This is a genomic window from Mesorhizobium sp. M0898 (assembly GCF_040319695.1).
Lineage (GTDB): Bacteria > Pseudomonadota > Alphaproteobacteria > Rhizobiales > Rhizobiaceae > Mesorhizobium.
Genome location: NZ_JAMYOE010000051.1, coordinates 19,527 through 32,165, shown reverse-complemented (window position 1 = coordinate 32,165; position 12,639 = coordinate 19,527). Strand labels below are relative to the sequence as shown.

The 12,639-nt window shown below is 58.3% G+C and carries 9 protein-coding genes and 6 pseudogenes; 6 read left to right on the top strand and 9 right to left on the bottom strand.

Going from position 1 to position 12,639, the window contains the following annotated elements; translation table 11 throughout:
* Positions 1–398: 398 nt before the first annotated feature.
* Together NKH90_RS30195 and NKH90_RS30190 are read left to right on the top strand one after the other, a co-directional pair.
* On the top strand, positions 399–1,145 hold the full coding sequence (locus NKH90_RS30195; protein ID WP_352822773.1) for a TylF/MycF/NovP-related O-methyltransferase: 747 nt from the start codon (positions 399–401) through the stop codon (positions 1,143–1,145).
* A 3-nt stretch (positions 1,146–1,148) separates the two neighbouring features.
* Positions 1,149–1,370: pseudogene (locus tag NKH90_RS30190) on the top strand (recombinase zinc ribbon domain-containing protein); the annotation flags it as partial.
* A gap of 887 nt (positions 1,371–2,257) precedes the next feature.
* Here NKH90_RS30190 and istB read toward each other — a convergent pair.
* Together istB and istA are read right to left on the bottom strand one after the other, a co-directional pair.
* Positions 2,258–3,130, bottom strand: a complete 873-nt coding sequence (gene istB / locus NKH90_RS30185; RefSeq protein ID WP_352822771.1) for an IS21-like element helper ATPase IstB — start codon at positions 3,128–3,130, stop codon at positions 2,258–2,260.
* Positions 3,127–4,389 carry an IS21 family transposase gene (gene istA / locus NKH90_RS30180; protein ID WP_352822769.1) on the bottom strand — a complete coding sequence of 421 codons (1,263 nt, stop codon included), beginning with the start codon at positions 4,387–4,389 and terminating at the stop codon, positions 3,127–3,129. Before istA ends, istB begins: the two co-directional genes overlap by 4 nt.
* 289 nt (positions 4,390–4,678) lie before the next feature.
* Here istA and NKH90_RS34930 point away from each other — a divergent pair, with 289 nt between their 5' ends.
* The 4 genes and pseudogenes from NKH90_RS34930 to NKH90_RS30170 form a co-directional block, all read left to right on the top strand.
* Positions 4,679–5,026 (top strand): hypothetical protein, encoded by a 348-nt coding sequence (locus tag NKH90_RS34930; RefSeq protein ID WP_502898890.1) that lies wholly within the window; start codon positions 4,679–4,681, stop codon positions 5,024–5,026.
* Positions 5,002–5,355: pseudogene (locus NKH90_RS34925) on the top strand (recombinase family protein); the annotation flags it as partial. The gene NKH90_RS34930 and the pseudogene NKH90_RS34925, both read left to right, overlap by 25 nt.
* A gap of 419 nt (positions 5,356–5,774) precedes the next feature.
* Positions 5,775–6,155, top strand: coding sequence for a helix-turn-helix domain-containing protein (locus NKH90_RS34920; protein WP_502898889.1), 381 nt, complete (start codon positions 5,775–5,777; stop codon positions 6,153–6,155).
* A gap of 29 nt (positions 6,156–6,184) precedes the next feature.
* Positions 6,185–6,383 (top strand): annotated as a pseudogene (locus NKH90_RS30170) (transposase domain-containing protein); the annotation flags it as partial.
* A gap of 23 nt (positions 6,384–6,406) precedes the next feature.
* Here the strand turns inward: NKH90_RS30170 and NKH90_RS30165 are convergent.
* From NKH90_RS30165 to NKH90_RS30130, 7 genes and pseudogenes are all read right to left on the bottom strand, one after another.
* Positions 6,407–6,550 (bottom strand): annotated as a pseudogene (locus NKH90_RS30165) (aminotransferase class III-fold pyridoxal phosphate-dependent enzyme); the annotation flags it as partial.
* A gap of 734 nt (positions 6,551–7,284) precedes the next feature.
* Positions 7,285–7,890 carry an S-(hydroxymethyl)glutathione synthase gene (gfa, locus tag NKH90_RS30160; protein ID WP_352822776.1) on the bottom strand — a complete coding sequence of 202 codons (606 nt, stop codon included), beginning with the start codon at positions 7,888–7,890 and terminating at the stop codon, positions 7,285–7,287.
* A 21-nt stretch (positions 7,891–7,911) separates the two neighbouring features.
* Positions 7,912–8,724: pseudogene (gene fghA, locus NKH90_RS34915) on the bottom strand (S-formylglutathione hydrolase).
* 3 nt (positions 8,725–8,727) lie between these two features.
* Positions 8,728–9,655 (bottom strand): annotated as a pseudogene (locus NKH90_RS30145) (alcohol dehydrogenase catalytic domain-containing protein).
* A gap of 247 nt (positions 9,656–9,902) precedes the next feature.
* Positions 9,903–11,105, bottom strand: a complete 1,203-nt coding sequence (locus NKH90_RS30140) for an FAD-dependent oxidoreductase (RefSeq protein WP_352822764.1) — start codon at positions 11,103–11,105, stop codon at positions 9,903–9,905.
* Between the two features lie 10 nt (positions 11,106–11,115).
* Positions 11,116–11,427, bottom strand: a complete 312-nt coding sequence (locus NKH90_RS30135; protein ID WP_352707245.1) for a MocE family 2Fe-2S type ferredoxin — start codon at positions 11,425–11,427, stop codon at positions 11,116–11,118.
* 68 nt (positions 11,428–11,495) lie between these two features.
* Positions 11,496–12,512: a sterol desaturase family protein gene (locus NKH90_RS30130; RefSeq protein ID WP_352822761.1), complete on the bottom strand. Its 1,017-nt coding sequence runs from the start codon at positions 12,510–12,512 to the stop codon at positions 11,496–11,498.
* Positions 12,513–12,639: the final 127 nt, after the last annotated feature.

Below are 12,639 nucleotides of genomic sequence, written 5' to 3'. Positions count from 1 at the left end.
CATCACAAGGTGTCCACCTATTTTGGTGGACACCTCATGCATCAGAGCACTCAACAGCAAAAGGTGCGGGGAAATTCGCGCTTACGATTAGGTGACAGTAGCCTGCGGCTCGTAACGGGATTCTTCTCGGCCGACCTTCTGCTTGCCCTCCGACGCCCCACCGCGATCCCCAATCAGAGGGGACTCTTGGGTAGAAAAAATGTTACAGTAAATTTATGAACTCTCTCGCGCTCTCCTGCTAATCTATTCGTGGGCACAGAGTTTTGGCCATAGCCGCGGGCGGCCTGATTGCCAAAGACACCTGCGGAGGGGCACTAGAGTGGCAGCATGGCAAGAAGACTGTAGGGCAAAGATGACCATCTTTGAAGACACAAACGTCATATTTGACGAGGAAATCGATGACAATAGTTATGCCTGAATTCAGTGAGGCGCCAGCGAGATCAAGGGGCCGGAGCCTTCGCGCAGGGTATCAGCGAGGATCTGGTCTTCAGTTCGGCGATCTGGTCCGGCAATTGCGTCAGGATAAGCTCTACAACAAGGCCACAGAATTGGCGCAGGAGCTTACGATCCTGCCTGAGCAGAAGCGAATGAATCTCTACTTGATCTTACGCTTTGGCTTCGACGAACTAGCTTTCGGCCATATCACCGAATTTGGGGTGTATCGCGGGGGAAGTGCGCTCTTCATGGCGGCCGTTTGTCGGGAGCTTCATCCCGGCGTGAATGTATATGCGTTCGACACTTTCGAGGGAATGCCGGCAACGGACCCGCAACGCGACGCCCATAGAGAGAACGATTTCAAGGATCCCGGCTACGAAGAATTACTCGGGCTTATTAAGAAAGAGAAAATTGATAACCTCCATTTGATCCGGGGGCTGTTCGAGGAGACCGCTGAAGACACATTAAAGACGGTTGGCTCAGTCCGCCTTAATCATGTCGATTGCGATATCTATAGCGCAGTGAGTTACAGCTATGATGTGTCGAGAAAACATATGGTCGATGGCGGCTACTGGGTGTTCGACGACCCGCTTTGCTCGACCTGTATTGGCGCTATGGAGGCGGTTGAGGAAGCGCTAATTCAGCGGGATGGCCGCTTCGCGGAACAGGTCTATCCGCACCTCGTCTATCGGAATTGGCCGCCGACCTAAAACATGCTGAGCGACAATCACGCTGAATACCGACGAAACCAGACACGCGGTGCGCCGCGTGATGGCGCGGCGGTGTTGCAAGGCATTGTCTGGTGCGGGCGATGCGGCCATAAAATGGGCGTTGAATACAAGAACGGCAACCGTTACGTCTGCAACTTCCTGGCACGCAGCCAGGGCGGAGCCTTATGCCAGCATTTGCCAGCCGATCCCATCGACGCCCGCGTCGTTGAGGCCCTCTTCGCGGCGGCCAGTCCGGCTGAGTTGGCCGAGTTGATGCACGCCAAAGATGCTCGTCAGCAGGCAGACGAGGCTTTTGAGCTCGCTGAAGCGCAGCAGATCAAACGGCTGCGTTATCAAGCGCTGCTCGCAGAACGGCAATACAATCGGGTTGACCCTGACAATCGCCTGATTGCGGCCGAGTTGGAGCGCCGTTGGGAGGGGGCTCTGCGTGAGCTTCGTCAAGCGGAGGATGCACTTGAGCGCCGTCGCGCGATGCAAAGTCAATCGGACGATCTGACGTCAGCAGAACAGAATGATTTTATCGCTGCCGGTTCGCAACTTCCCGAATTTTGGCAGAGACCTGACATAGAGTGGGGACGCAAGAAAGCCTTGCTACGCAGCCTGATCGACAAAGTGATCCTGCAACGGGTGGTCCGAGATCGGATTACGATCCGCATCGTTTGGCGAGGCGGTGAAGTCACCGAACGCGAGGTCGAGCCGAGAGTTCATGCCTTGAGCGCCCTGTCTCGCGGCGCCGAGATGGAGGTCCGGCTGCTCGAGCTGGCTCATCAAGGGCTCAACGACACGGAAATAGCGGCCACACTGACTAAGGAAGGCTTCCGCTCACCGCGCCGCAGCTACGTTCCTGTGCGCACAGTCCAGATCGTCCGACAACGCCATCGCGTATTGAGGCAGTCTACACCAGCCCGCTCTCACCACATTCCCGGCTGGCTAAAGGTGTCTGAACTAGCGATGGCAGCGGACGTTTCTCGCTCCTGGATCCGGCATCGAATCCGCAATGGCGTGATCAGTATCCACCAAAACGCCACTCATGTCAATGCCGCTCGAATTTTCCCCAAAAGTGCCGAAGTAAAATTCCCCAGTTTCGCCGCTCAGGCTGTTGCGGAGGGGTGTCCATTTTTCGGTGGCCGGCCGCGCGGCCGCGATGGTGAATTTAATGTCGGCGGCGTGATGGAGGCTTTTGATCGCAGGTGTTCGGGCATGAGCTCGGCGTGTTGTCGGAGCCGATAGCTCGATCCTTCGATCTGGACGACGACCGCATGATGAAGCAGGCGATCGAGAAGTGCGGTTGCGACGACAGGATCGCCGAAGACCTCGCCCCATTCGGCGAAGCCGCGGTTTGAGGTGAGAATCATGGCGCCCTTCTCATAGCGGGCGTTGACGAGCTGGAAGAACAGATTGCCGCCACCGTGGATGACGGGCAGGTAGCCGATCTCATCGACAACGAGCAGAGCAGGCCGGCAGAAGAAGCGGATGCGTTCCTGCAGGCGGCCTTCGCGTTCGGCCCTTGCCAGTGCGGCGATGAGTTCGGCGAGCGTGCAGAAATAGACGCTCTTTCCAGCCTTCACAGCGTCGACGGCAAGTGCGATGGCCAGATGGCTCTTGCCTGTGCCGGGTGGGCCGAGGAAGTGGACGACCTCGCAGCGGGCGACGAAGCCGAGTTGGGCCAGCGTGAAGATTCGATCTCGGTCGAGCGAGGGCTGGAAAGAGAAGTCGAAGCCGGCGAGCGTCTTGATCGTGGCCAGACGCCCCATGCGCAGTGCCGTCTTGATCCGGCTGTTCTCGCGGAGGGTCAACTCTTCCGAGAGGAGGATGTCCATGGCTTCGAGGGCGGCGATCTCGCCTTGCTCGAGCCGGCGCACGACATGATCGAGCGCTTCGAGCGCTCGTGGCATCTTCAGGCCGACGAGATCGTGGCGGATCCGGTCGATGGTGGATGGCGTGGTATCGAGCGCATTCGTCATGGACGCTGCTCCTTCGCCATCACCCGGGCGGCGGCATCGTAGAAGGCCAACGGGCGCTGAGCGACCCTGTCGCCTGAGCCATGAAGGATGACCTCGTCGTTCCTCAGTCTTTGTCGGCGCTTGTGGACGTGGATGTTGCGATGCCCGGGCTCGACATGACGCTGGTGCCGACCTTCTAGAGTGGGATGGATGGCAATCAGTGCGCCGTCCTCGAAGATGCGTACCTCTTCGGCCAGAGTGTGCACCTCGACGACACGGCGCCTGGTGGCGTCGGGCACGCTGTAGAAATTGCCGCCGACGCTGACCATGCCCTCCCGGCTGATACGTCGCTCGAGCTTCAGGACCGATCGGAACGGAGCCAACGGCAGCGGCCGGAGCGCTGCCCGCTCCTCGGCAAAAGCTTCGTTGACGACACGCCGTGTGGTTGCGTGAACTCTCGGGTTTGCGACCGTGTCCAGCCAGTGACGCAACTGGGCGTTCAGGTCTTCGAGATTGCGAAAGGACCGGGCCAGGAAGAAGTCCTCGCGAATGTAGCGGAACGGCCGCTCGACCTTGCCTTTGGTTTTGGCGCGGTAAGGCCGGCAGGCCTTGGGATGGAAACCATAGTGGCGGGCAAGATCGACGAGGGCACGGTTGTAGACGATGCCGCCGGTATCGCCTTCGCCGATCACAGCCGTCTTCATACGGTCGTAAAGCACTTCGCGAGGAGCGCCGCCCAGCGCCTCGAAAGCCCCAGCATGGCAGCGCAAGACAGTCGGCAGATCCTGGTGGACGACGAAGCGTGCCCAGATAAGGCGACTGAAGCCAAGCACCATGGAGAATAGCCAGACGATTCTCGGCGTGGTCGGCTCATCGGCAAAGACGACATTGAACTGGGCGAAGTCGACCTGCGCCTGCTCGCCGGGCGGGGTCTCGAAGCGAACCTCGTATCCACGCTCCGCCGCGGCAGGACGGACGTCGCGCAGGAAGTCGGTGACGGCCGTGTAGCCGCCGCCATAGCCGAGGTCCTTCAGTTCCCGGAAAAGCCGGCTGCCGGTGAGCCCAGGATATCGCGTGACACGTTCGCGAAGATAGGCCGTGAAGGGATCGATCACCGCCTGACGCGGCTTGCGTGGTCCGTAGGCCGGAGCCTCGAGCCCGCGCGCTATGTATTTGCGCACCGTCTTGCGGTCGATCCCGCTCTCCCTGGCGATCGCCGACACCGACAGGCCCTGCCGATGCAAATCCAGTATCATCATCATCTCCCCGATCTTGATCACCGAAATCCCTCTCCCGACCATCAGGAGAAGCATCAACGATTACGCGCCGCCGGTCTCCCGGAGCGCGCTCCGGAAGACCGGCGGCAGCGCTATACTGGGGAAGATTCAAACGGCACTTCTGGGGAGTATTGAGCCGGCATCGACAACTCACAAACGCGTTCTGTTTCCAGATGCCGCGGCAACAATCGCAGCAATACAAGAGCTCAAATCCGGCGTGCGGCAACACCTCGACTTTAACCAACCTGCTACCGAATAAGGGTATCAACATGATAGATCGTACGATCCGGGATTGCCGAACGACCGTCAGCTGCTCGGTATGAAGGGCAGCATCAGCGAGTTCGAGCTCGGCGTGCTACGTGCCCGCATGTACGAGGCCGCCCGCGCCAAGGCGCAGCGCGGCGCACTGCGCATCTCCGTGCCCTTCGGCTATGTCTGGCATCGCGATTACGGTCTCGGGTTCGATCCCGACATGCGCCTGCAGGAGACTATTCGCCTGATCTTCGCGCGTTTCCGCGAACTCGGCAGTGCGCGGCAAGTGTTGATCTCGATGATCGACGACGGCGTGCATTTTCCCAGACCCTCGGACGGCAAGAAGATGGTGTCCTTCGACTGGTGCCTATCCGCTATCGCAACGTGATCTCGATCCTGAAGAACCCGTTCTACGCCGGCGCCTATGTCTATGGTAAGAGCGAGAAGCGCACTGAGATCGTCGATGGCCGCGTTCGCAAGAGCTATGGCCATTACAAGCCGGCCAGCGAGTGGGCGGTGGTGCTCAAGGACCATCACGAAGGCTATATCGGATGGAGCGAGTACGAACGGAACCAGGAACTGCTCGCCGCCAACGCCTATGGCAAAGCCGGCGGCGTCAAGTCGGGCCGCGGCGGTCGCGCGCTGCTCCCGGGTCTCATCTCCTGTGGTCGATGCGGGCGAAGGCTGGTTGTCATGTATGCCGGACGTGGCCAAGGTTATCCGGTATATCGCTGCGAGCGTGGCAACCTCATGATGGCGCAGGCGCGATGCATGTCGTTCAACGGCTTTCGCACCGACGCGGCGGTGACCCGCGAAGCGCTGGAGGCGGTTGCGCCGATGGCGATCGAAGCGGCGTTGGAGGATGAGCGGATGCAGCTGGAGAGCGAAGCCAAGCGGCGTCAGATGATCGAGATGGACCTGCAGCAGGCGCGCTATGAGGCATCGCTCGCCGAGCGCCGCTATGCCGCTTGCGACCCGGAGAACCGGCTTATTGCGGCCCAGCTCGAGAGGAGTTGGGAAGCCACGCTCAGGCGCGTGGAGACCTGCGAGGCCCGGCTGAGCGAAGTCCAGCGTGTGGAGCCTGTCGACGCGGTTCCGGACTTCACGGGCCTCGCCCAGAATCTCAAGGCCACCCCATGGCAACCCGGTGGTCGGATGCCGAAATCGCTGCCACACTCAACCGCATGGGCATGCAGACCGGTCAGGGAAAGACCTGGACCGCGCGTCGCGTCCAATCGCTGCGCACGGTGCACAAGATCAGCGGCTATCGCTCTTCCGACAAGAATGGCGAGTGGCTCACCATGTCGGACGCGGCCGCCCGGCTTGGAGTCTCGCACGTCAAAATCGGCCGGTTCATCAGGGATGGCCTCTTGCCCGCCGAGCAGGTCATGCGCGGCGCGCCCTACCAGATCCGCGCCAGCGACCTCGAAGACGAACGGATCAAGGCCGATTTGGCGCGCAATACTCCGCGTCGCATCAATGACGATAATCAGAAATCGCTGTTTCCCGCCATTTGAAGAGGGGGTGCATAAATGAATCAGTCTTCGCAATTACTCGAAAGAACAGCCTCTTGGCGGGCAGCAACGGCGGTGGACGGATTGGGCCAACATCACCACGCTGCTGAAAAACGCCAAGATGAATCAGGTCGATCCGCAAGCCTGGCTTACCCAGACCTTTGATCGCATTGCCAATGGCTGGCCAAACAGGATATCGACGCCCTTATGCCACGGAAGTACCGGCGCTGAACGGCCTCAGCTGCCCGCTTACCCTTCATTGCTTCCAGCACTTCTGGATGATTGTGACCAAGGCAACTTACAGCGGCGCCACCTGAGCCATCGATGTAGCGCCGACCTCCGCTATCTGTGGTGTAGATTCCGTCTCTTGCTACGGCTCTTGGCAGAATTGTACCCATCAAATCGATGGAGGATTGGCTGCCGCCGAATCAGGTTCGGCGACAACCAATTTGCCTTGGGAGGCATGAAAGCCGCGCATTCGGCTCGATGGCCGAATACGTGAAAGAGGCAGGCGCCAAGTCAATAGAGCAATAGTTCGCAGGATGCTGTATATCGGCGAGCGCGATCCTTACCGTGAAACGGCTCGGATGAAAAGGTCCACTTGGCTAGCACGAACAGCTCCATTTCTAGCGCCCCTTCAAAGGCAGCCGATCGCGTCAGTGTTTTCGATTGCGACGATTCCGGCTTCGAATGTACGCAAGTCGTCGCGGCCAGAGGACCGAATATCCCATGAAAATGATTTTGTGGTCACACACGCCGTGTTCTAATAACTTTCAAACCAGAGTGACTACACAAGCATAATGCTGCGTGATGAGGTTGACGACGCGGCAATAACCTAGAATATGGCAGTAACGTCGTCGAGGTGGACTTCGAAATTTGCAATTCTAATCTGCCAGCGGCGATTATCACGCAGCATCTTCAGCGGTCCGCCACATCCGTCACAACTCCGCCACGAGCACGGCTCGCAAAGAGGCCTCAGTTGGCGGTCACCTTCGTTGAAAGGCGGCAGCTCCTGCTAACGGGAAACCCGCGGAGCCAGTAGTCTTGCCGGTTGCAACTGTGTCTCGGCATGCCTCCTGAAAACCTACCCCTTAATTCAAGGGCAGTCCTGCTGCAGCACTGCCCTCTTTTTTCATGCCGGAAGGACGCCGCTCTTTTTGGCGGTCCAGGTGGCGATATAATCCATCAGGCCGGGCGAGAGGCAATCATAGGGTTCTTGGCCCGAGGCCTTCAGCTGCGCTCTGACGGCGTCCATCTTGGCGGGATCAAAGCCGCTTTCGATGATCGAAGACACGAACGCGGCAAAGGTGGGTTTTGCCCAGCCGCCTTCTTGGAAGAGCTCCGGATGAACGAAGGACAGCCCCCAGAAGGGATGTTCGCGCTCGACCGGACCGTACATGTGCACGCCGCATTCCTTGCAGGCGTGCCGCTGGATCAAGGAGGCGGAATCGACGACGGCGAGCTTGTCGCTGTTCTCCAGCACCTCGACGCTTTCTGTCGGCGCGACCGCCACGACCGAAACGGCGGCGCCTTCTGGCTTCCAGCACTTGGTGCCACCGCAGGCGTGGTTGTGGGCGATGTCGCCCTTGACCCTGACCTTCACCGGATTGCTCGTGCACTGGCAGACAAGCGTTCCGCCGGCAAAAGCAGCGTCAGTTGCTCGAAAGCCTGAATCCACCGCCGGATGTATGGCTATGCTGTCATTGCTGTTCTCCTTCCCCCTGGCCGTTTGCGTTATGCCCGGCCGAGCTCTCTAAAGTCAGTTGTTCAGCCTCTGCGCGTGCCAGAGAAGATGGTCTTCCATGAATGTCGAAATGAAGAGGAATGGCCATAACCCTGCTGCATGCGCAGCCTGAGCGGAATGCCCGCCGCCTCGCAGGCTTGCCTGAGCTCTTCGAGGCGCAATCCATCCTCCAGGAAGTTATCCGCCGTCCCCTGGTCGACGAGGAATTCCGGGAACCGGTGCCGGTCTTAGATCAGCGAGCAGGCATCATATGCCCGTCAGTTCGTCTCATCCGATCCGAGGTATTTCTGGAACGCCGGCATTGACTAGCCAGAGACCGAGGGATGGCTGATCGGCGCGAAGGCCGAGCAGCTGCCGAAACGTTCGGGGTTGTTGCGCGCAATCGTGATGGAGTGACCGAAGATCCCCTGTCGCGTCATGTCGACCGGAAACTCGGCCGCGATAAGCTTCGGCAATTCATCGACGACGTAGCTGTACATCCGATAGTTCTGCGCGAACGGCGGCTCGGTGGCGTTGACATAGAAGCCGGCCCCCTTGCCGAACTGCCAGTTATCCGGCTCGTCCGGAACGGCATCGCCCCGCGGACTAGTGTCGGGACAGACGACGATCATGCCGAGTTCTGCGGCAAGACGCCGATACTCGCCCTTTTCCATGACTCGCATGGGTGCAGGTCAGACCGGAAAGGTACCATAGAACCGGCAGTTTCCGTGCTCTGACCTGCGGCGGCAGGAATACAGCAAAGGTCATGTCGCAGTCGCAGACATCCGAGCGATTGACGTAAACGCTCTGGGTGCCGCCATGAGAATTTTCGGTCGAGATCGTCTTCATGGCTCAGTACATGACCACGCCGCGGATGCTTTCGCCCTTGTGCATCAGCTCGAAGCCCTTATTGATGTCTTCGAGCGGCATTGTGTGGGTGATCATCGGATCGATCTGGATCTTGCCCTGCATGTATCAGTCGACGATCTTCGGGACGTCGGTGCGGCCGCGCGCCGCCAAAGGCGGTGCCCATCCAGTTGCGGCCGGTAACCAGCTGGAACGGACGGGTGGAGATTTCCTGGCCGGCGCCGGCAACGCCGATGAAAATGGCATCACCTTAGTGTTGCCGGTGCAGTCGAACGTGTAGTCGGCGCCGCCGATCAGGTCGCCGTGGCGCTTCGTCATGTTGACGAAATAGGGCACGATGTCGTCGCCGACCTCCTTCGGATTGACGAAGTGGGTCATGCCGAACTTTTCGCCCCGTGCCTTGCGGTCAGGGTTGATATCGACGCCGATGATCATGTCGGCACCGGCCAGACGCAGGCCCTGCAGAACGTTGAGGCCGATACCGCCGAGCCCGAAGACGAGCACCCCATATAGTGGTGGATCTTGTCCTTGCCGATCGAGAAGCGGCTCGTTCCATCCGGCATCAGCCCCTGGCCCTGGGTTGATCGAATCGAGGTGCAGAGATTGGTCTTGCGGGAAAGGCAGGAATATCACTCGCGGCATTCCGGGGTGTAGAGCGGAATGACATGGTCGCCCTTCTTCACCGAAGTGACGCCGGGGCCGACATCGACGACGATGCCGGCACCTTCGTGGCCGAGGATCGCCGGGAAGAGCCCTTCCGGATCGGCGCCCGACAAAGTGAAATCATCGGTGTGGCAGATGCCCGTCGCCTTGATCTCCACCAGCAATTCGCCGGCCCGTGGCCCCTCCAGCTCCACGGTCATTACTTCGAGCGGTTTACCTGCCTGAACGCGACGGCGGCGCGAACGTCCATGTCGTATTCCTCCCAGATTGTTACTTGCGGTCGGTTGTTTTGGGGTGCGGGCCTTGAGTTATGTCGCGATCCCTTTCGAGTTGAACGATTTCTGCCATCGCTCATGAGAGCGGCAAGTTGACAGCGGGCTCCCTGCTGCGAACTCCCATCTTTTTATGCTGACAGAAAAGATCATCAGGTCGGTTCGGTTCACGGCTTTCCTGTGCAGCCATTTAGTAGGCAACGGCTTTCTCAATATGTCCCAGTCTCACGCAGGTTGAGTCCGTCTCAGAAACGATTTAAGGCTTACAGCTGGATCGCCGATAAGCTTGAGATCCAAGCCCACCTGTGCATCAATAAGCATTTCCGCTAGGCGAATGTCTTTCGCGACAGCGCCGCCAGGACCGAGACCAGCCGCCGCCGCCAAGTGCCTGTGCTCGTCAAGGAAGAAAATAATCTCCGCACCATCCGACAGGTGACGCGTGACCGTTACGTGCTCCGCTGACGGTAACCCGACGACCTGCAGCCCAAGTTCATACTGATCGGACCAGAACCACGGCCGAGTAGTGATGGTTTGCGCCGCGCCAGCCATGTTGCGCCCCGCTAGCTCTCCTTGTACTCGCGCGTTGCGCCACGTTTCGTGGCGCACGGCTTTCCCCTGACCAAGATCGAGGCAGGCGCAGTCGCCGGCTGCGAAGATGTCCGAGACAGTAGTATGAAGAAAAGTATCTACCAGAATACCGTTTGGAGTGGATATGCCGGAACCTTTGGCAAGTGATGTATTGGGAGTGACGCCGATCGCCGTTATCACAACATCAGCCGCGACAATGGTTCCGTCATTCAGAAGGACGCCAGATCTGTCGATCTCTTCGACTATTGCATTGAACCGGAATCTGACGCCTTCCTCTACATGCCTTTCATGAAGACGTCGCGCGAGTAAATCTGGCGCAGCCCTTTCAAGCGGACGCGTCGCCACATCAATCACCGTTACGTGGGTGCCGAGTTTTTGTAGACAAGCCGCCAGTTCCATCCCGATCAGACCAGCTCCGACGATAGCAATACGAGAGCCGGCGAAGGCCATCTTATAGAGCCGTTTCGCATCTTCTAGCGTTCGCAGCACATGAGCGAGTTCCCCGCCGGGGCAGGTAAGCCTGCGGGGCGCTACGCCGGTCGACAATAGAAGGCGCTCATAAGAAAGATTGTCTTGATTGTCCAGGGAGACCGTCTTTCTTGCCGGATCGAGCGACGTCACCCGTGTCCCCGCTAGGTACTTTATTCCAGCGTTTTCCAGCTGGGCAGCATCACAGATCAACCTGTGCTCGATGCCCACGCTCGAAGGTTTTGACAATGGTGGCCGCTCATAAGGCAAACTTGCTTCGTCACCGATCAAGGTCACGGGTCCGTCGTATCCAGCTTCGCGCAGGGTGTAGGCCGCTCGAGTCCCACACTCGCCCGCTCCGACAATGACCATTCCTGCTCGTTCAGATTTCGATCCACACACGGCCGTTCTCAATTTTCGCTTTATAGGTCTTAAGATCGATGCACGGCGGCATGCGCAAAGCCTCGCCGGTTTTGTAGTCGAATACGCCATCATGTTTGGGACACTCGATCGTGTTGTCCATCACTAGACCGTCCGCGAGATGAACCTTCTCATGCGTGCATAACCCGTCCGTGCAGAAATATTCATCTTCAGGACTGCGAAAAATAGCGAAGGTGCGCCCGCCGAAATCAAAGCGGATCACCTCCTCTTTTTCGATTGCTTCTGTGGAGCAAACCTCCATCCACTGTGCCATTCTAGTTCCTTGGGTCAAACTGGTCGGAAAGAGGGCCGGCTCGCGGCCGTCCGTAAGCTGGCGCGATTTCAGATTGTTTTGGATGAGTTCTTGTTCATGCGCTCTTTTTTCTTTTGATAGCGAGCCTGCATTCGCGCACCAGCTTCCTTGCTGCCGTCATGGTATGTTCCAAACCACTGATCGAAAGGGATCAGCCCGCCGCCGTAGTTCACCTCAAAATATTTGTGATGGAGGTAGTGGACGTAGTCGTCACCATCGACGAGGACGTTTTCCGTGACTTCGATTTTGTTAAAGCCTACGTGCCCTACGATTGCGCCGAATCCTGTGTAGTGTAATTGATAGAGCGCAAGAATGGGGTTAGAGGGAATCACGAGATGCCACAGGGCTTCGCCGAAATAACCCAGTTGCTCTACCGGGTGCATCGACAGAGACGACCACGGTGACGGATTAACCGAGTTGTGGTGCACGGAGTGGATCCATTTGTATAAGGGCCCCCAATGGAGCAGTCGGTGCAGCAGGTAGAAATGCGTGGAGTGGATAAGAGGCACGGCTAGGCCGACTGCGAATAAATACCAAGGGTGTTCTGTAAAAGTCATCCAAGGTGCATAGCCCCAGGCATAAGCGTAAAGGATCGCAACTTCGATCGCGGTCCAGATAGGCAAGCCAGTGCCGAAGGTGCGCATTAGGTTATCTATATTTTGCCGTCCAAAGAAGAAGGCCTCGCTTCGTTGCTCGGCAGGAAATTTGCTGTTGTATTTGAACCTGTTCTGCTGGCGGCGCAAAATGTAGAGACGTAGCTCAAAAGCGCCATAAAACAGAAACACCGCTACGCAATTGACAACGAAGAGGCGCAGAATCCAGGACACAGCGAGTGTCTTCATGATCACAGTATCGGGCACCACAAAATGCCAGTATGCAACCGCGGAAGCTGCGAAAAGCAGGTTCCATGGCAAGAAATAATGCGGCAACCATTTTAGGAATGCGATCGGCCGTGGCGGCAAAACAAATAGTGGCGCGGCCTGGGCTTTAGCATTTGGAGCCCAATCCCCGCGTTTGTTACGGGTGCCGTATTCTAGATCGTCCATGACTTCCTCCACAGTCGAACATCTCCCACGCAGTGAGCGCGAGCGACCGAGATAGTTGATAAGCGGCCCCATCATGGTCTGTATTACGGCATGGGGAAAAGGTCCACTTCGCCAATTGGAAAAGATC

Excerpts from the sequence above, each read along its gene's own strand:
- NKH90_RS30195 (WP_352822773.1), top strand. The coding sequence starts at position 399 with ATGACAATAGTTATGCCTGAATTCAGTGAGGCGCCAGCGAGATCAAGG.
- istB (WP_352822771.1), bottom strand. The coding sequence starts at position 3,130 with ATGACGAATGCGCTCGATACCACGCCATCCACCATCGACCGGATCCGC.
- NKH90_RS34920 (WP_502898889.1), top strand. The coding sequence starts at position 5,775 with ATGGCAACCCGGTGGTCGGATGCCGAAATCGCTGCCACACTCAACCGC.
- NKH90_RS30140 (WP_352822764.1), bottom strand. The coding sequence starts at position 11,105 with ATGGTCATTGTCGGAGCGGGCGAGTGTGGGACTCGAGCGGCCTACACC.
- NKH90_RS30135 (WP_352707245.1), bottom strand. The coding sequence starts at position 11,427 with ATGGCACAGTGGATGGAGGTTTGCTCCACAGAAGCAATCGAAAAAGAG.
- NKH90_RS30130 (WP_352822761.1), bottom strand. The coding sequence starts at position 12,512 with ATGGACGATCTAGAATACGGCACCCGTAACAAACGCGGGGATTGGGCT.